Source organism: Nakamurella sp. (assembly GCF_048594475.1).
Taxonomy (GTDB): domain Bacteria; phylum Actinomycetota; class Actinomycetes; order Mycobacteriales; family Nakamurellaceae; genus Nakamurella.
The window spans coordinates 1-17,077 of the sequence record NZ_JBMDXT010000561.1; the positions used below are offsets into that span (position 1 = coordinate 1).

Consider the following 17,077-nt stretch of genomic DNA (forward strand, 5'->3'; position numbering starts at 1 on the left):
GCACGTGGACGGCCGACCCGGGGTCGCTGGACGTCGGGGGCGGATCGGCGGTCGGCGGCACTCGATCGGAACTGGGCCTGCGACTGGCGGGCCGACACGACCGCGGCGACGACCAGAACCAGGGCGACCACCGCGAGCTGCAGCACCAGGAACTTGCCGGCCAGCGTCCGTGGCAGCCAGCGTCGCATCGGGCGAGCCTCCCTGCTCGAACGTCTCCCGGGGCGCGGACGTCCCCGGGTAGCTCAAACCCTAGGGCGTCGGATCGACCCCGCGGCGGTGACCACAACGACCAATAGCTCCGTTGCGACCGCAATGGACCGGTGGGCGGGGCGGAACGTGCCAGGCTGGCGGGTGGGCCCGACGGGGTTCGGCGGTGCTCGACGGCCGGGAGGCAGACGGTGGGCAGGGCGATGGGCGTCGTCGCGTGGCTGCTGGGGTGCCTGCTGCTCGTCACCGGATGCTCGGCCGGCGGCGGGGTGGGCGGGGTCGGTGGCGGCGCCGGCGGGGTGGACCGGTTCCGGCTGATGGTGCCCAACGTGCCCGGCGGCGGGTACGACGTCACCGCCCGGACCGCGGTGTCCATCGCGGAGCGGGCCGGGTTGCTCGACGACCGGGTCGCCGTGTTCAACCTGGCCGGCGACCAGGGCATGATCGCCCTGGCCCGGCTGCTGGACGAGTCCGGCAACGGCCGGCTGGCCATGATGATGGGGCTCGGGGTGGTCGGGGCGACGATCGCCACCGGCAGCGAGCACCGCGTCACCGACGGCACGCCGATCGCACGGCTGCTGGAGGAGCCGGAGGCCGTGCTGGTGCCCGCCGATTCCCCGCTGCGTGACGTCGACGACCTGGTGCGCACGTGGACGGCCGACCCGGGGTCGCTGGACGTCGGGGGCGGATCGGCGGTCGGCGGCCCCGACCACCTGATGGCGATGCAGCTGGCCCAGGCGGTCGGCATCGACCCCGGCGCGGTGCGGTACGGCACGTTCGACGGTGGGGGCGCGCTGCTGCCGGCCCTGCTGGACGGCCGCATCGACGTCGCCGTGTCCAGCGTGGTCGAGTACACCGAGCAGATCCGGTCGGGCCAGCTGCGGGTGCTCGCGGTCTCCGGGCCCGAGCGGGTGCCCTGGCTCGATGCGCCGACGCTCACCGCCTCGGGCATCGATCTGGTCTTCACCAACTGGCGGGGCGTGATCGCGCCGCCGGGCATCTCCGAGGCCGACCGGGAGCGGCTGACGGGCCTGTTCCGCGACCTCGAGCAGACGCCGCAGTGGCGCGCCGCGCTGGCCGAGAACAGCTGGACGGCGGCCTATCTCGACGGCGACGCGTTCGCCGCGTTCCTGCAGGCGCAGGACGAGCGGGTCCGCCACGCGCTGGCCGAGCTCGGCCTGGGCTGATCCCGGCCGGTGCCGGGCCGCTCGGCCCCGCGCGCCCGGAGGAGGCCAGTCAGGTCCAACTGGACCTATCCCGCGCGGCAAGCAGGTCGGACCCGGCCCGGGTCGCGTCGCGATCCTCGAGACCGTAGAGATCGCGCGGCGTCCAGAAGCTTTCGGAGGAGCGGCGGCGGGCGGAGTGGTGACGGGCGAGGCGGCGCAGGAGCGAGTTCTTCGTCATGCCACCACTGTTCTCAGGACTGGCCATTCAATCCAGGGCCAGCTCCCGCATACTGGACCGATGAGCGCTCCGATCGTCTCGGCCCCCCGGCTCACCCGTGACCTGGCGCAGTGGCGCGATCCCGGTCACCGGCCGCGCCCGGCCTTCCGGGCCCTGGCCGAGCGGATCAGCGTGCTCGCCCAGGATGGGCGGCTGCCGGTCGGCGTCGCGCTGCCGGGGGAGCGCGACCTGGCCGCCGCGCTGCAGGTCAGCCGGACGACCGTCGCCGCGGCCTACGCGCTGCTCCGGGAGCGCGGGTACCTCGATTCCCGGCAGGGCGCGCGCAGCACGGTGGCCCTGCCCGGGACGGCGCTGGGCACGGCCGTCGGGTCCCGCTTCGGGCCGATGGGTGAGGCGCAGAGCGGTGTCGTCGACCTGTCCTACGCCGCGCCGGCGGCGCTGCCGGCCGTCGGCGAGGCCTACCGCGAGGCCGTGGCCCTGCTGCCCGAGCACCTGGCCGGGCACGGCCTGGGCGTCGTCGGGCTGCCCCGGCTGCGGCAGGCGGTCGCCGCCCGGTACACCGCGCGCGGCGTGCCGACCCGGCCCGAGCAGATCCTGGTGACGCACGGCGCGCAGCAGGCGATGACGCTGGTGATCGGCCTGCTCACGGCCCCGGGCGACCGGGTGCTGGTGGAGCACCCGACCTACCCGCACACGATCGAGGCGATCACCGCGGCCGGCGGCCGGGTGGCGCCGGTCGCGTTGACCACCGAGGACGGCTCGGCGGGCTGGGATCTGGACGGGATACGGGCGGCCGTGCGGCAGCTCTCGCCGAGCCTGGCCTACCTGCTGGTCGACCACCACAACCCGACCGGGCTGGCCCTGGACGAGGCCGGCCGCCGGGCGATCATGGCGCTGGGCCGGTCCGCCCGGATGACGGTGGTGGTCGACGAGTCGCTGACCGAACTGGCGCTGGACGCCCCGCTGGCGCCGCCGATGGCCGCGTTCGGCCCGGTGATCAGCATCGGCAGCGCGTCCAAGCCGCTCTGGGGTGGGCTGCGGATCGGGTGGATCCGCGCCGACGAGGCGACCATCGTGCGGCTGGCCACCGTCCGCGCGCCGCGCGATCTGGGGGCGCCCCCGCTGGAGCAGCTGGTGACCGCCCTGCTGCTGGCCGAGATCGACGACCTGGCCGAGCAGCGGCGGGCGCAGTTGCGCGTCCGGCGGGCCGCGCTGGTCGAGGCGCTGGCCGAGCGGCTGCCGGAGTGGCGGTGGGTGACCGGGTCGGGCGGGCTGTCCCTGTGGACGCAGATGCCGCTGCCCGTCTCGTCCCGGCTGGCCGCCGTCGCCGGTGGCTCCGGGGTGGCGGTGACCGCCGGTCCCCGGTTCGGCATCAACGGTGCCTTCGAGCACTGGCTCCGGCTGCCCTACGTGCACGAGCCGGAGCGGTTGCGGCAGGCGGTGTCCGGACTGGCCGACGCCTACGCGACCGTCACCGCCGGCGCGGCGACCGGCCTGCGGGAGCCGTCGGTCATGGTCTGAGCGCGGCCGGTCAGCCCGACGAGGAGATGTAGTCGACCAGCTGGTCGTGTTCGGCCTGCAGCTCGTCGACCCGCAGCTTGACCACGTCGCCGATCGAGACGATGCCGGAGAGCCGCCCGTCCACGGTCACCGGCAGGTGCCGGAAGCGGCGCTCGGTCATGGTGATCGCCAGTCCGCGCAGCTCGTCGTCCGGCCCGCAGGTCAGCACGTCGGCGGTCATCAGCTGCCGGACCGGGGCGGCCAGCACGTCCGGCCCCAGGCCGGCCAGCCCGGCCACGACGTCGCGTTCGCTCAGGATGCCGCCGATCGACTCGCCGTCCGCGCTGACCACCACCGCGCCGATCCGGCGGCCGTGCAGGATCGCGACCGCATCGGCCACGCTCGTCTCGGGATGGACGGTGGCGACGGCGGTGCCCTTGCGATTCAAGATGTCCTGGACCCGCATCTTCGCTCCTCCCATTTCTCCGCGTCGACGGCGGCGATCGAGAAATTCCGATGAGACCGCCGAGCCTAACCCGTCGAACAGGGAAATCGGCGCATCACCGGACATTCGATATGTCCGGGGCCTTCACCGATCAATGGCGCACACCGTCCGGCAGAAATCAACAGATGGCGACAGCGGTCGCTCCGATCAATGAGGAATCGGTGCCGCCCCGCCGGAATGTGCTGGCCGATGACCACGGGCCCGACCGCGGCCGGCGTGATTGGATCGGGCGGTGCCCCACGACCCGACGACCTGGGACGCCCTCCTGCCGGCCGCCGGTGTCGACCGGTCCGGCCGCTGGGGGACCACGGTCGATGTCGGGGCCGAGGCGGACGGTCAGATCGTGGTCGCGCTGCGGGGAGGGCCGGCCCTGTTCGTGTCCTTCGACCGGGACGAGGATCCGTCCGCGCCGGCCACGACGGTCGATCTCACGCTCGACTGGACGCGGCTGCCCGGGCCGCCGGCGTCCGGGATCAGCCCCCTCCTGGTCGCCTGGACGGGCGGTGGCGGCGTCCTGCAGCTGGCGCCGGAGGAACCGGATCCGTGGGGCACCGCACCGGGCGCGCGGGTGTTGGGCGGACCGGAGTTCGTGCTGCGCATCCCGCCTCGGGAGGTGTCGACGTGGATCGACCGGCTGCTCCGGCTGCCGCGACGGTGCCGCCTGGACCCCCGGCCCGAGCAGCTGGTGTGGCTCGGCGGGCTCGACCCGAGCGGCCGGCTTCAGCTGACCCGGTTGCGACGGACCCCGCACCGCATCGAGCTCACCCCGGCGGGCACCGCGGCGGCGTCCGACCTCGGGCCCGTCCCCCCGCTGGTCGATCTGCTGCCGGCGATGCGGACCCGGTGGGCCGGCGCCACCGAGGTCATCGGCCCGTCGGGCCGGTTGATCGCCGAGTTGTTCGCGGTCGAGAGCAGCCTGGGCCCCGACGGCACGGACCGGACGGCCGACCAGGTCGTCGACGCGCTGGACCGGAGCGGGTGGACCCGGGACGGCCGGCCGGGGCCGCCGGTGTGGCGACAAGCCGGGGACGGCGTCACCCGCTGGTTCGGGCTGCACCAGGACCCGGCCCGTTGCCCGGTGCCGTTGCAGGTCCCGGAGCTGGCCGGCGCCACCTGCTGGATCGAGCGCGGGGAGCTGCTGTCGCCGCCCGCCGCGGCGCCGGCCCCGTCGCCGCGGCGCCGGCGTTTCCGGTCGCGCTGAGCCGCCGCCCGTCCGGTGCCGGTGCCGGTGCCGGTGCCGGTCCGTCATGCTGGTCGGATGGATCTGCGCAGCCTGGAGTATTTCGTCGCGGTGGCCGAAGAGCTCTCGTTCACCCGGGCCGCGCAGCGATGCCAGGTCAGCCAGCCGACCATCAGCGGCCAGGTGCAGGCGTTGGAGCGGGAGGTCGGCGAGGCCTTGTTCGACCGGACGCCTCGAGGGATCGTGCCCACCGAGGGCGGCCGGACGCTGCTGCCCTACGCCCGGCGCGCCCTGCGGGCCGTCGAGGATGCCCGGGCGGAATTCTCGGCCCGGGCCGGCCTGCTGCGGGGCGCGCTGCACCTGGGGACCGGTGGTGGGATCGAACACACGACCGTGCCGACGCTGCTGGGCCGGCTGCGGCAGCGCTTTCCCGGCATCGAGGTGCACGTCACCGAGGCGACCAGCGGGCCGCTGCTGGAGATGGTGCTGCAGGGCCGGCTGAACGCGGCGGTGATCGCCCGGCCGGCGGATCCGCTGCCCGCCGCGGTGAGCTCGTCGACGATGTTCGCCGATCGCCTGGTGGCGGTGTTCGACCCCGCCGCCTTCCCGCTCGCCGGCGACCCGGTCCCGGTCGGCGCGCTGGCCGGTCGGCCGCTGATCACCTATCCGCGCACGAGCGCCCTGCGTGCGCGGCTGGAGGAGGTGGCGGCCCGGACGGGCACCGACCTCGCGGTCAACGTCGTCGCCAACGACGCCCGCCTCCAGCTGGCGTTCGCCCGGGAGGGGATCGGCGTGGCCGTGAGCGCCGGCAGCGACCCGGCCCTGGCCGACCTCGCGGGCCTGGTCGCGCGGCCGCTCGCGCCCGCGGTCGAGTTCGAGAAGGTGCTGATCTGGCGCGGCGACGGCCCGCCGTGCGCGCCGCTGCGCGCCTTCCTGCAATTGTGGTTCGAGCACCGGACCCGCGACGAGGCGGACGCGCAGACCGCCTGACGCGGGCCCGGTCCCGCGGGCGTCAGGCGCGGATGAATTCCAGCAGATCGGCGTTGATCACGTCGGCGTGCGTGGTCGGCATGCCGTGCGGGAAGCCCGGGTAGGACTTGAGCGTTCCGTTGGGCAGCAGCTCGGCCGACAGCGGGCCGGAATCGGCGTACGGCACCACCTGGTCGTCCTCCCCGTGCATCACCAGGACGGGGATCTGCACGGCGCGCAGGTCCTCGGTGAAATCGGTCTGGGAGAACGCGACGACCCCGTCGTAGTGCGCCTTGGCCCCGCCCGACATGCCCTGCCGCCACCAGTTGGCGATGATGCCCGGATCCGGGTCGACGCCGTCGCGGTTGTAGCCGTAGAACGGGCCGGACGGGAACGACCAGAACAGCGACGCCCGGTTGGTGGCGACCTGCTCCTGGAGCCCGTCGAAGAACGACTTGGGCAGCCCGCCCGGGTTGGCCTCGGTCTGCACCATGATGGGCGGCACCGCCGAGATCAGCACCGCCTTGGCCGCGCGCGCGACCCCGTGCCGGGCCAGGTAGTGGATCACCTCGCCGCCGCCGGTCGAGTGGCCGACGTGGACGGCGTCGTGCAGGTCCAGATGATTCACCACCGCGGCGAGATCGTCGGCGTAGTGGTCCATGTCGTGCCCGTCGGCGACCTGCTCGGAGCGGCCGTGGCCGCGCCGGTCGTGGGCGACGACCCGGAAACCCTGACCCAGGAAGAACATCAGCTGGGCGTCCCAGTCGTCCGAGGACAGTGGCCAGCCGTGGCTGAAGACGATCGGCTGACCCGATCCCCAATCCTTGTAGAAGATCTCGACGCCGTCGCCGGTCACGATCGTTGGCATGTTCGCTCCTTGAGCAGTCCCGGCGGGCGGGGTTCCGACCGCCGGGGGCGATGTGGTCACCGGGAGCGTAGACGCGGTGCGCGTCGGATTCCTACCCCGGGCAATCGGTCTGCCCGATATCGGCATCGACCGGGCCTATCGGTGCCGGTGGGTGCCGCCCGGTCCCCCGGGGGTGGGGCCCGGCCCGCCGCTACTGGAGCATGATCAGGGTGACGATCAGGGCCACGGCGATGACGCCCATGATCACGGCCACCACCCACCACCAGTCGAATCCGGGCGCCGGTTCCGGCTCCGGTTCCACCGCGGGCACGGGATCGAAGACGACGAGCGGCTCGGGTGGCGGGGCCGGCTCCGGGATGTCGATCGGGTGCAGCGACAGCGTGCACCGCACGCAGATCTGCGCCGTGGGGGCGTTCGGCTCGGAGCAGTGCGGGCAGATCAGGGCGGCGGTCGTGGCCCGGCCGACGGTGCCGGGCAGGCGGCGCAACGACGCCCCGGTCTCCTGCCCCTCCGGCATGATGACCGTGCCCTTGGCCCAGAACAGCGGGAAATCGCAGATGCGGCAGAAGCCGTCGGCCGAACGTCGGGCCATGTTCACCGTGGCCAGCTGACCGCACTCCGGGCAGGTGACCACGTCGGTGGCCGCCGCGGTGCGCTGGTCGGTCGCCGCGGCCGGCCGGTCAGCCCCGGCCGCCGGGCCGGACATGGGATAGCCGGCCATCGGGAGCCGGTACCCCACGACCGGGAGCGCCGCGCCGGCGTCCACCGCCTGGGGCTGCGGCGGGGGCCAGGCCGGTCCCGGACCGCCGGCCGGGGGCCAGGCGGGGGCCGGACCTTCGGCCGGAGGCCGGTCCGGCGGAGCGGGCCGGGGCCAGGCCCGGGTGTCGGTCTCGGTCCCGGCCGGCGACGGGCACTCGGGCCACGATCCCGGCGCCGGCGCCGGCGCCGGCGCCGGCGTGGGCGGCTCCGGCGCGGCGGTCGACCGGGCGGGACCGGGGGATGCCGGGTCCGGGGCCGGCGGGGCCGGTTCGTCGGCGGGCGGAGCCGCCATCTCCGCGAGGATGCGGGCCACATCCGGGTCGTCGGAACTGATCCCGGAGACCGGTTTGCTGGTCATCGGTCGTCCTCCACGGTCGACAGGGCACGCCGGCCGGCCACCCAGAGTTCCACCCGCACGTGGGCGGGCACCTCGTCGCGCAGCAGCGCGACGAATTCGGAATCGGTCAGGTGTCCGGTGTTCTCGACCTCGATCCGCACCCAGGCGACGTCGTTCGGGGCCTCGCCCTCCCGCCAGATCCCGCCGCCGTCGTCGATCGTCGCCGGTCCGCCGGAGAGCATCTGCACGAAGTCCCGCAGTCCGTCGGCCGTGCCGCGCCGGGCCAACGAGCGCGCCGACGACCGCACCAGGAGCCGCTGCAGGTCCTCGGGCAGCGAGGCGTCCACCGAGTCCACGCCGATCCAGGCGGCCAGCGCCTCCAGCATCGGCACCGGCGTCACGGTGACGTCGGCGACGTGCTCGACCATGTCCGCGTCGTCGAGCAGGGTCGACGCGAGTTCCTGGAAGATGCCGACGAACCGGACGAAGAAGTCGTGCTGGGCCATGCCGACCGGCAGCTGGTCGACCAGCCAGCGCGGGTGCCGGGCCGGGCGGCTGACCCGCATGCCGCGGCGGACCGGCACGCCGACGCCGGCCGCCCCCACGGGCGGGTGCGCGGACACCGCGACGGCGGTGCTCGGGGAGTCGGCCGGCGGCGCCCCGGGCAGCGGGGAGGCGCGTTCGCCGGGGCCCGCGTCCGGGCCGGGCGCCTGCGTCATCGCACCACCACCCGGTGGTTGCCGGACAGGAACAGCGAGTGCCGGTCCAGCCGGATGACGTCCCGCCCGGCGCCGATCCGTTGCCGGGTGCGCAGATCGAACTCGTAGAGCTGGACCTCGTCCACGCGGTCCACGCCCTCCACCGTCTCCAGCAGCTGGGCGATCGCCGCCGCGTTCAGGTCGACGTCGAAGAGCCAGCCGGCCCCGTCCGCACCGCCGGTCAGCGGGTTGATGTAGCGCGTGAGCTCGTCGATCGCCCGCTGCCGGACCAGCGCCAGCGGGCGTCCGGGCGGCGCGTGGACCAGAGCCGCGACCGAAACACCTTGGTAGTAGGGCGTCCCGACCTCGACCGCGGTGCCGACGATGCGGTGCCGGTCCAGGTGCTCGGTGATCCGGCGCATCAGCGGGGCGGCCAGGGCGTAGTCGTCCAGCTGCTGGGCCTTGGGATCGGTCCGGACGGCGGGCACCACCAGCAACCGGACCGGGCCGCGCCCGGTCGCCGACGGCAGGCAGCGGGCCCGGGCGACCTCGACCGACGACTCCAGGGTCAGCCGCTCGAAATCGCCGGCGGTGACGGCCCGCTGGCCGGTGCGCAGGGTCAGCGGGCCGCGCTGCTTGGCCTCGGCGACGGTCTCCGCGTCGACGCCGCCGCCGGCCGGCCGCAGGTTGACGCAGCCCGAGACGAACGGCACCGACGTGCGCATCGCGGTGAGCGTGTGGGCACCGACGTTGCCGGCCGCCCCGCCGCCGAACCGGTAGCCGGTGACGGCGATCTCGGACCCGTCGCGCGGGATCATGCCGTGCTGGCGGATGGAGCCGTCGGCGTACCGGATGCGCGGCCCGAAGCGGACCTCGCCGGACGCCGAGTCCCAGACGAAGTGCCGGTCGCCGGGTCCGGAGCGGGAGAAGTCCTCCACCTCGGTCCACTCCGTGGTCGCCGGGGAACCACCGTCCGGCCCGGAGACGCGGACGGTCTCACCGCCGCGCCGGGGCAGGATCGGCGGAAAGCTGACGCGGAACGCCTGCGCCGGGCTGCCGTCGGACCGGCCCAGGACCTCGGCCGGCGACGGCGAGGCGTGCTCGGCGGCGACCGTCGCGCCGATCGTCGCCGCGCGCAGGTCGTCGATCCGCGGCGCCGCCTGGTACATCGGCTGCCCCGCGCGCGGCGCGGTCAGCCGGACCCGCAGCCAGAAGGCGCTGGTCTCGCCCAGGGTCAGCGACTGGTGCTCGTTGGGCACCATCAGCACGATCTCGCCGGACCGGTTGAGCCCGCCGGTGGTGTCGGTGAAGACGTCGGTGCCGATCCACGCCTCGCCGTTCCACACCTCCCACGCCAGTGGCGGCCGCTGCGGGTCGACTCCGATGCCCTGCGCCACCGCCGAGACCGACAGCCGCAGTGTCACGCCGGCCAGCGAGCGGGCGAAGCCCAGCAGCAGCGCATCGCCGGGCAGCAGGGCGCCGGTCGCGTCGACGCTGCTGAAGCAGGTGACCGACGAGCCCTCGAACCGCAGGTCGTCGAGCACCGCCGTCAGTCGCTCGCCCCGCGCGTCCGTCGTCATGGCGGCGGTCAGTTCGGGCGGCCGGATGTCCAGGCGGTCGACGGTGGTGAAGACGATCGCGCGGTCGGTGACGGTCTCGCGCGCGGTCGTCACCTGCGTGCCCTCGGGCACGGTGATCACGGCGTCCTGGGCGGCGGAGAGCCAGAACGTCACGTCGGCCCGGGCCACCGACGGCGGGAAGGGATCGATCCCGACCAGGTTGAGGAAGTGCACGTACAGCCGGTCGGGCACCTGGTTGACCCGGTAGAGGACCATCTCGCTCATCCAGGCGAACAGCTCGATCAGCGCCACGCCCGGGTCGGACAGGTTGTGGTTGGTCCACTCCGGGGTGTAGCGGGGGATCAGCCGCTTGGCCTCGTCCACGATGTCCTGGAACGTGCGGTCGTCCAGATTGGGTGCGGGCAGGGCCATCTCAGTTCTCCTCGTGCGGGATCACGTAGAACGGGAAGACCAGGTTGCGGCGGTCGTTGGTGGCCCGCACGCGGTACCCGATGGTGATGGTGACCAGTGCGGCGTCCCGCGGGTCGGGGACGGGGTCGACCCGTTCGATCTCGACCCGCGGCTCCCACTGGACGAGCGCGTCCCGCACGGCCTGCGCCATCAGCCCGAGCACGTTCGCGGTCACCGGCTCGAACAGCAGATCCCAGATACGGCAGCCGAACTGGGCACGCATCACCCGCTCGCCGGGCGCGGTCGTCAGCACCACCCGCATGGCCGCCTCGAGGTCGTCGGCGCCCTCGGTGAGCCGGATGGAGCCGGTGTGGTCGACCTGCAGCGGCCAGTAGAAGCCGCGCCCGACGAACGAGGCCTCCGGGCGGGCGGGGTCGCGGGACATGGCGCCCGCCGGGACGATCTCAGACATCGGTCCGCCTCATCAGTTCACCGCCACCATGGCGCCCTTGATGGTCATCGCGCCGCCGGCCGAGACCTCGTTCGTCGCCGATGCCTTGATCGCGACCTGGGTGCCGGACGTCTCGGCCTTCACGCTCGCCTTCTGGGTGATGTTCACGCCCGACACCTCGACGTCGGTGTCCGCCTTGAGCGTGATCTTCTTGCCCTGGATGGTGATCGAGCCGTCGCTGCCGATGGCGATCGAGGAATTGCCCGACTTGATCGTCATCGGCTTGCCGGCCGGGACGGTCGCCTCGAACTTCTCCTTGCCCAGCACCAGCTGGTGCTCGGCGCCGGCCAGGGTGAAGCTGATGTGCTGGTCGGGGGCCGCGTCGCCGTCCCCGAACTCCAGGAAGTGCCCGGCCCGGGAGGTGATCCGGCGCTTGTCGACCTTGCTGTTGGTGACGCCGAACTCGGCCGGGACGTCCTGCCCGTTGTAGACCCCGCCGAGCACGACCGGCCGCCGGACGTCGCCGCCCTCGAAGCCGACGATGACCTCGTCGTTGATCTCGGGGATGAACGTGGCACCGCGGCCGCTGCCCGCGCCGAAGGTGACGACCCGCGCCCAGTTCGACTCCAGCTGGTCGCCGGCCGCCTTGTAGGCCACGGTGACCTCGCCCGGCGACCCGTTCGGATTGCCGACCTTGGTGACGACGCCGATGACGATGCCCTGCCGCCGGAAGCTGGACGGTGCCTCCGCCGCCAGGGCGTCCACCAGGGACGACGGGCGGCGGTCGCCGGCGGTGAAGCGGGTGGCGAAACCTCGCCGGTTGTAGACGTGTTCGACCTCGGTCACGTGGTACGTGCCCGACGCCGGGCCCGCGCCGGTGATCGCCACGGTCGATCCCGGGACGATCGCCGGCTCCACCTCCCGGCTGGTCGCCTTGGCGGTGACCGCCCCGGCCGTCCACCGTCCGGCCAGCCGGTTCGCCAGCACCTCGGCGTCGGACTGGTCCAGCGGCACCTCGGTGGCGGTGACCGTCCGGGCCCGGTCGGCCAGATCGCTGGCCGCGACGAACGGCTGCACCAGGGACGCGACGTCGCCGGACCGGGTGCTGCGGCCGTTCGCCGTGACGGCCTGCTTGGTCTGCGGCCACCACCCGTGCACGACCGGCTCCGCCGGGTGCAGCGCGCTGGCCTTGACCGAGAAGCCCACCAGCGTGGGATCGTCGCCGAAGCCGAGCGAGGCCACCGGTTGGCCGTCGGCGGGCGCGGCCACGACCAGTGTGGACTCGCTGACCCACCAGTCGTTGCCGGTCCGGTCGGCGATCTCGGTGAGGAAACCGAAGTCCGTGTCGGACTGCATGAGGTAGTCCTGCTGGACGGCCAGCGCGTCGGTGCCGCCCCGGTTCTCGTAGCTCAGGCCCTGCTCCCGGCAGACCTGGGCGATCACCTCGCCGTAGGTGATCGCGGCGAACGTCCGGATCTTGGCGCCCAGGGTCAACTTGTAGGCCAGGTCGTCGACCACGACGGTGAACTCGGGCTGGCCGCGGTCCATGGTGAACTCGACGCCGGTCACCTCGCCGGCGAGCAGGACCGTTCCCGTCCCGGCCTTGATGGTCACCTGCGCCCCGATGCCGAAAACTCCTCCGGCGGCAAGGGTGTGGCCGGCGTCGTCGAAGCGGAGCACCGCCCGCCCGGGCAGCCGCAGGGCCCGGCTGACCCGCAGGTCGATCAGCGACTGCAGCCGGTTGGCGGCCAGCGGCGATCCGTTGACCTCGATGACCGGCGCGATCCGGTTGATCCGCAGGGCGACCGTCATGCCGGGCCGCCCGGGATGGAGAGCAGCTGCCCGGGCCGCAGCGCGAGCGGATCGGCGACCGCGTTGGCCTGCGCGATGCTGCGCCACCGGGTCGAGTCGCCGTAGTACTTGGCGGAGATGCGGTCCAGGGTCTCGCCGGGCTGCACCCGGTGCACCCGGTGCGGGTTCGGTGTGCCGGACGTCGGGTTCTGCGGCCCGAACGCGTCGGACTCGGCGAACTGGCGCAGGCTCAGGTCGACCTCGGCGCGCAGCGGCACCCCGGTGGAGGAGAAGTACGTGAACCGCAGCGTCAGGTCGGTGACGACCGCCTTGAACGAGTGCAGGTTGCCCCAGTGGAACACCACGTACGGCGGGCGGGCGTTGTTGCTCTGCGCGTCCGTGCCCGGCAGGGACGAGTCGACGTCCATCAGCTTGAGCACCTGGCCGGTGTGCTGCCCCACGCTCTGCCCGGTGTCGGTGGTGTCGAAGTGCAGGGTCAGCCGCATCTCGCCGGACTGGGCGCCCAGGTAGCGCACCTGGCCGACCCCCTGGCCGCCCAGCGAATCGGCCCGCCACGAGTTCGACCGCGACACCGTCAGTTCGGCCGGGTTGAACATGCAGGGGATCGTGTCGGGCCGCCCCTCGATCTCCAGGAACGCCTTCTCGGTCAGGGCCATCAGAACACCCCCGGGGTGAAACGCCGCCCGCGGCGGGCCAGTTCGTCCAGAACACGGTCCTCGAGCCGGTCGACGATGATGTCCACCAGCTCGTCCCATTCGCGGGGGGTCAGCGCCTCGGCGATCTGCTGCTGGCGCGGCGTCCCGTCGTCGATCGGCGAAGTCACGGCAACCTCCCTCGGTCGGGCGTCGGTGGGGCGCAGCGGTCCGAAGGCGGGTGACGCGCCGCCGGTCGGGTCGGCCAGGCCGGCCCGGGCCCGCTCGAACAGCGAGGCCGGCAGCAGGTCGACCAGGCTGCCGCGGCGGGATGCGACCTCGCCCGGTCCCGGGATCGCCGTCGCCGGGGCCACGGCCGGCAGCTGATCCACGCCCGGGATCGGGGCCCGGTTCGGATCGCCGGGATTCGTCCCGGTCAGCGTGATCGGCCGGGCGGCGCGGTCGCCGATCGCGGCGCCGGACAGGGCGCGGCGGCCCCGGGCGCCGGTGAAGGACCAGTTGGGGTCCGCGCTGCGGGGCACGTCCGGACCGGCCGGCGTCCCGTCGCCGCGGTGGCCACCGATCCGGGCCGGTCCCAGGCGCGGCGTTCCCGTCGGCGGTGCGGGCGGCATCCGCCGGATGACGCCCGCGGTGGCGGCGTGGACCACCGCCGCGGCCGGGATGACCTGCCGGAGCAGCAGCCCGGCGACGTCCGCGGCAAAGGCGCGGTCGGTGCGGCCGGTGCCGGTTGTGGTTGCGGTTGTGGTTCGGGTGGTGCGGGTGGCGGCGGCGGCGGGGGTGGCGGCGGGGGTGGCCGGGCCCCGGCCGTCCCGGGCCCGGCTGATCGAACGCACCGCCAGCGGTGTGGCGAGGGCCGATCGCGCGGTGACGGGGTCGGCGACCGATCCGCGGGGGGCGCTGGTGATGGGGACGCTGGTGGTGGGGGTGGCGGTCGTGGCGGAGACAAGGCCGGTCCGAGAGCGGCGGATACTCCGCGGGGACCCGGAGTCGGCGGTGTTCCCGGAGCGGTGGATCGGCGTTTCCGCGGGAACGTGGTCGTCCTGGCTTCGGCGGATTCCGCGTGGGGGAGCGGTGGCCGCTGCGCGGGTGGTGGCGGGGCGGATCGTGGTGGCGGTCCACCGGGCGGCGGGTGCTGGGGCTGAATCCGTAGGCGTGCCGGAGCCGCCGGTGGCGACCGGACCGCTTTCGGCCCGGCGGATGTTCCGCAGCGCGAGTGGCGTCGCGGAGGCGGCGGCAAGGGCGGTCGCCGCGGAAACCAGGCCGGTCCGAGAGCGGCGGATGTTCCGCAGCGATCCGGCGTCGGCGGTGTTCCCGTTCCAGCGGCTCCGCGTTTCCGCGGAGACGCGAGCGTCCTGGGCCCGGCGGATGGTCTGCCGGGATCCGGCGTCGGCGGTGTTTCCGGGTCGGGGGGTTGGCGTTTCCGCGGGAACGTGGTCGCCCGGGGTCCGGCGGATTCCGCGTGGGGGAGCGGTGGCCGCTGCGCGGGTGGTGGCGGGGCGGACCGTGGTCGCGGACCAGCGGGCGGCCGGTGCGGGGGCTGAATCCGTGGGCGTGCCGGAGCCGCCGGTGGCGATCGGACCGCGTTCGGCCCGGCGGATGTTCCGCAGGGCGAGTGGCGTCGCTGAGGCGGCGGCGAGGGTGGTCGCCGCGGAAACAGGGCCGCCCTGGGTCCGGCGGATGGTCCGCGGAGACCCGACCGGGGTGTACCCGGAGCGGTGGGTCGGCGTTGCCGCGGAAACGTGATTGCCCCGGGTCCGGCGGATGGTCCGCGGGGACTCGATCGGCGTTTCCGCGGGAACGTGATTGCCCGGGGTCCGGCGGATCCCGCGCGGGGGAGCGGTCGCCGCTGCGCGGGTGGTGGCGGGGCGGATCGTGGTGGCAGACCAGCGGGCGGCGGGTGCGGCGAGAGTGCGCGAGGGGCCGGCGGCGACGGGGCCGGACCCGGACGGGCCGATTGCCCGGAGGGCGAGCGGCGGTGCGCAGGTCGCGGCCGAGAGAGCGGTCTGCGCGCTCACAAGGCCGCCGCGGGTCCGGCGGATGGTCCGCGGGGACCCGACCGGGGTGTACCCGGAGCGGTGGGTCGACGTTTCCGCGGGAACGTGGTCGCCCGGGGTCCGGCGGATTCCGCGCGGGGGAGCAGCGGCCGCTCCGCGGGTGGTGGTGGGGCGGATCGTGGTCGCGGACCAGCGGGCGGCGGGCGCACTGAGGGTGGCGGGCGTGCCGGAGGCATCCACGGAGAGCGGGCCGCTCTCGGCCCGGCCGATGCTCCGCAGGGCGAGCGGGGTGGCGAACGTCGTGGCCGAGATGGCGGTCTCGGCGGCCGCCCGTCCGGGCAGATGCCGGCGGATGGTTCGCGGGGACCCGGGACCGGCGGGGGTTCCAGAATGGCTGAGCAGCGTATCGGCCCCAACCTGAGTGCTCGGCCGCTGGGCGATGGTGCGGGGCGGTGCAGCGACGACCCGATGACCCGCGGCGGCGGGACGGATGCGGCTGAAGGTCCACCCGGTCGCCGGGTCGCTGGGAGCGTCTCCGCCGGAACCGGTCATGGTCGGGAGTGGGCTGATCGATCGGGCGAGACGCAGGTGATGACCGCCCGCCACCGCGGAACCGGTACCACCCTGGCGGGCGTACCCGGTCGCCCGACGGACGGGTCGGCCCGAAGTATCGGGGCCGGGCCGATCAGGAGCGGATCGGCCGGCATCAAGGCGTCCCGGATCAGCGCCCGTCCCGGGTGATGTCGATCCGGATGTCGCTGCCGACCGGAAGGTCGATGCCGGCGCGACGGTCCGGCGGATGCCTGGGGTGGACCCGTCGTTTCCGGCGTGGTTCGGGGTCGACGCGGGTGGGGCCGTCCGGGCGGACAAGGCCTCCCGATGGCCTCCCGCCGCTTCCGGTCGGGCCACTCGCGCCGTCCGGGGAGCGACCGACAGGCCGGCGGTCGAGCGGACCCGTATTGCCGCCGACCGGCGCAGGGCACTCCCGGCCCACGGTCCGCGTCGGCCGGACTCGGCCCCGGCATCGGGAGTCGATGTCGATGTCGATGTCGAGAGTCGGTCCGATCGAAGCCGTTCCGCCATGCCGCGCAGCAGGGGCCGGACACCGAGGAGGGCCGGACGGGCGCCCTGATCGTCGGCCGTGGGCCCCCGGTCGGTGACCGCCGCGGCCGGCCGAGTGGATGCCGCCCCGGACCACCGTCGCCGGAGAGTCGAGACTGCCTCTCGGGCAGGTGTCGCCGGGCCGCTCGACGCGCTGGCCGGGCTCGGTGACGGGACCGTCCCGCCCGCCCACCGGCGCCGCAGGGCCAGGGCCCGCCGCGCCCACCCGGATGGCATCGGCGCCGATGGTCCGCGCCGGATCCCGGACACGGCCCCGGCCGCACTCCCGCCGGCCGGTGACAGCGGCCGCGGACCCGATCCGTCGGACGCCGAGCCGACGTCGACGGTGGAACGAGCGATCGGGTCGGCCGGAGAGCCTATCGGAGCGGCCACGGCCGCAAGCGCGGCCGGAGACGCCGGGGTGGGGTCGGCCGAGCGGAGGCTCGTGCTCGCTGAGCGAGCATCGGTCTTCGTTGGGGTCGGGGTCGGGGTGGGGGTGGTCTCGCCGGCCGGGGTGGGGTCGGCCGAGCGGAGGATCGTGCTCGCTGAGCGGGCATCGGTCTTCGCTGGGGTCGGGGCCGGAGTCGGGGTCGGGGTCGGGCCCGGGGCTGAGGTAGCCGCGCCGGCGGGGGTGGGGTCGGCCGAACGGAGGATCGTGCTCGCTGAGCG

14 protein-coding genes and 1 pseudogene are annotated in these 17,077 nt (G+C 74.4%); 4 read left to right on the forward strand and 11 right to left on the reverse strand.

Going from position 1 to position 17,077, the window contains the following annotated elements:
• Positions 1-188 (reverse strand): annotated as a pseudogene (locus ACOJUF_RS25145) (hypothetical protein); the annotation flags it as partial.
• 222 nt (positions 189-410) lie between these two features.
• Here ACOJUF_RS25145 and ACOJUF_RS25150 point away from each other — a divergent pair.
• Positions 411-1,394, forward strand: coding sequence for a Bug family tripartite tricarboxylate transporter substrate binding protein (locus ACOJUF_RS25150; RefSeq protein ID WP_420124539.1), 984 nt, complete (start codon positions 411-413; stop codon positions 1,392-1,394).
• A 49-nt stretch (positions 1,395-1,443) separates the two neighbouring features.
• Here ACOJUF_RS25150 and ACOJUF_RS25155 read toward each other — a convergent pair whose 3' ends face one another.
• On the reverse strand, positions 1,444-1,611 hold the full coding sequence (locus ACOJUF_RS25155; protein WP_420124540.1) for a hypothetical protein: 168 nt from the start codon (positions 1,609-1,611) through the stop codon (positions 1,444-1,446).
• 60 nt (positions 1,612-1,671) lie between these two features.
• On the opposite strand from ACOJUF_RS25155, the gene ACOJUF_RS25160 reads away from it, so the two are divergent.
• On the forward strand, positions 1,672-3,132 hold the full coding sequence (locus ACOJUF_RS25160) for a PLP-dependent aminotransferase family protein (protein ID WP_420124541.1): 1,461 nt from the start codon (positions 1,672-1,674) through the stop codon (positions 3,130-3,132).
• 10 nt (positions 3,133-3,142) lie between these two features.
• Here the strand turns inward: ACOJUF_RS25160 and ACOJUF_RS25165 are convergent, their stop codons facing one another.
• Positions 3,143-3,577, reverse strand: a complete 435-nt coding sequence (locus ACOJUF_RS25165; protein WP_420124542.1) for a CBS domain-containing protein — start codon at positions 3,575-3,577, stop codon at positions 3,143-3,145.
• Between the two features lie 271 nt (positions 3,578-3,848).
• Here ACOJUF_RS25165 and ACOJUF_RS25170 point away from each other — a divergent pair, with 271 nt between their 5' ends.
• Together ACOJUF_RS25170 and ACOJUF_RS25175 are read left to right on the forward strand one after the other, a co-directional pair.
• Complete coding sequence (locus ACOJUF_RS25170; protein ID WP_420124543.1) at positions 3,849-4,817, forward strand: hypothetical protein; 969 nt, start codon at positions 3,849-3,851, stop codon at positions 4,815-4,817.
• 57 nt (positions 4,818-4,874) lie between these two features.
• The gene (locus ACOJUF_RS25175) at positions 4,875-5,786 is read left to right on the forward strand and encodes a LysR family transcriptional regulator (protein WP_420124544.1); all 912 of its coding nucleotides are present in this window, start codon (positions 4,875-4,877) and stop codon (positions 5,784-5,786) included.
• A 22-nt stretch (positions 5,787-5,808) separates the two neighbouring features.
• Here ACOJUF_RS25175 and ACOJUF_RS25180 read toward each other — a convergent pair whose 3' ends face one another.
• The 8 genes from ACOJUF_RS25180 to ACOJUF_RS25215 all read right to left on the reverse strand — a co-directional run bounded on the left by ACOJUF_RS25180 (position 5,809) and on the right by ACOJUF_RS25215 (position 14,146).
• The gene (locus tag ACOJUF_RS25180) at positions 5,809-6,633 is read right to left on the reverse strand and encodes an alpha/beta fold hydrolase (RefSeq protein WP_420124545.1); all 825 of its coding nucleotides are present in this window, start codon (positions 6,631-6,633) and stop codon (positions 5,809-5,811) included.
• A 190-nt stretch (positions 6,634-6,823) separates the two neighbouring features.
• On the reverse strand, positions 6,824-7,354 hold the full coding sequence (locus ACOJUF_RS25185; protein WP_420124546.1) for a hypothetical protein: 531 nt from the start codon (positions 7,352-7,354) through the stop codon (positions 6,824-6,826).
• Between the two features lie 392 nt (positions 7,355-7,746).
• Positions 7,747-8,448, reverse strand: coding sequence for a phage tail protein (locus ACOJUF_RS25190; RefSeq protein ID WP_420124547.1), 702 nt, complete (start codon positions 8,446-8,448; stop codon positions 7,747-7,749).
• Positions 8,445-10,418: a putative baseplate assembly protein gene (locus ACOJUF_RS25195; RefSeq protein ID WP_420124548.1), complete on the reverse strand. Its 1,974-nt coding sequence runs from the start codon at positions 10,416-10,418 to the stop codon at positions 8,445-8,447. The genes ACOJUF_RS25190 and ACOJUF_RS25195 overlap by 4 nt, the downstream gene beginning before the upstream one ends.
• Position 10,419: 1 nt before the next feature.
• Positions 10,420-10,869 carry a GPW/gp25 family protein gene (locus tag ACOJUF_RS25200; protein WP_420124549.1) on the reverse strand — a complete coding sequence of 150 codons (450 nt, stop codon included), beginning with the start codon at positions 10,867-10,869 and terminating at the stop codon, positions 10,420-10,422.
• Positions 10,870-10,881: 12 nt separating this feature from the next.
• Positions 10,882-12,660 (reverse strand): phage baseplate assembly protein V, encoded by a 1,779-nt coding sequence (locus ACOJUF_RS25205; RefSeq protein WP_420124550.1) that lies wholly within the window; start codon positions 12,658-12,660, stop codon positions 10,882-10,884.
• Complete coding sequence (locus tag ACOJUF_RS25210; protein WP_420124551.1) at positions 12,657-13,316, reverse strand: LysM peptidoglycan-binding domain-containing protein; 660 nt, start codon at positions 13,314-13,316, stop codon at positions 12,657-12,659. Before ACOJUF_RS25210 ends, ACOJUF_RS25205 begins: the two co-directional genes overlap by 4 nt.
• A complete protein-coding gene (locus ACOJUF_RS25215) occupies positions 13,316-14,146 on the reverse strand; it encodes a hypothetical protein (RefSeq protein WP_420124552.1) in 831 nt (276 codons plus the stop codon). The genes ACOJUF_RS25210 and ACOJUF_RS25215 overlap by 1 nt, the downstream gene beginning before the upstream one ends.
• Between the last annotated feature and the right edge of the window lie 2,931 nt (positions 14,147-17,077).

Bases quoted from the DNA above. Each gene is read 5' to 3' on its own strand.
- ACOJUF_RS25205 (WP_420124550.1), bottom strand. From the start codon at position 12,660: ATGACGGTCGCCCTGCGGATCAACCGGATCGCGCCGGTCATCGAGGTC.
- ACOJUF_RS25190 (WP_420124547.1), bottom strand. From the start codon at position 8,448: ATGACGCAGGCGCCCGGCCCGGACGCGGGCCCCGGCGAACGCGCCTCC.
- ACOJUF_RS25180 (WP_420124545.1), bottom strand. From the start codon at position 6,633: ATGCCAACGATCGTGACCGGCGACGGCGTCGAGATCTTCTACAAGGAT.
- ACOJUF_RS25165 (WP_420124542.1), bottom strand. From the start codon at position 3,577: ATGCGGGTCCAGGACATCTTGAATCGCAAGGGCACCGCCGTCGCCACC.
- ACOJUF_RS25210 (WP_420124551.1), bottom strand. From the start codon at position 13,316: ATGGCCCTGACCGAGAAGGCGTTCCTGGAGATCGAGGGGCGGCCCGAC.
- ACOJUF_RS25200 (WP_420124549.1), bottom strand. From the start codon at position 10,869: ATGTCTGAGATCGTCCCGGCGGGCGCCATGTCCCGCGACCCCGCCCGC.
- ACOJUF_RS25155 (WP_420124540.1), bottom strand. From the start codon at position 1,611: ATGACGAAGAACTCGCTCCTGCGCCGCCTCGCCCGTCACCACTCCGCC.
- ACOJUF_RS25150 (WP_420124539.1), top strand. From the start codon at position 411: ATGGGCGTCGTCGCGTGGCTGCTGGGGTGCCTGCTGCTCGTCACCGGA.
- ACOJUF_RS25185 (WP_420124546.1), bottom strand. From the start codon at position 7,354: ATGGCCGGCTATCCCATGTCCGGCCCGGCGGCCGGGGCTGACCGGCCG.
- ACOJUF_RS25160 (WP_420124541.1), top strand. From the start codon at position 1,672: ATGAGCGCTCCGATCGTCTCGGCCCCCCGGCTCACCCGTGACCTGGCG.
- ACOJUF_RS25195 (WP_420124548.1), bottom strand. From the start codon at position 10,418: ATGGCCCTGCCCGCACCCAATCTGGACGACCGCACGTTCCAGGACATC.
- ACOJUF_RS25175 (WP_420124544.1), top strand. From the start codon at position 4,875: ATGGATCTGCGCAGCCTGGAGTATTTCGTCGCGGTGGCCGAAGAGCTC.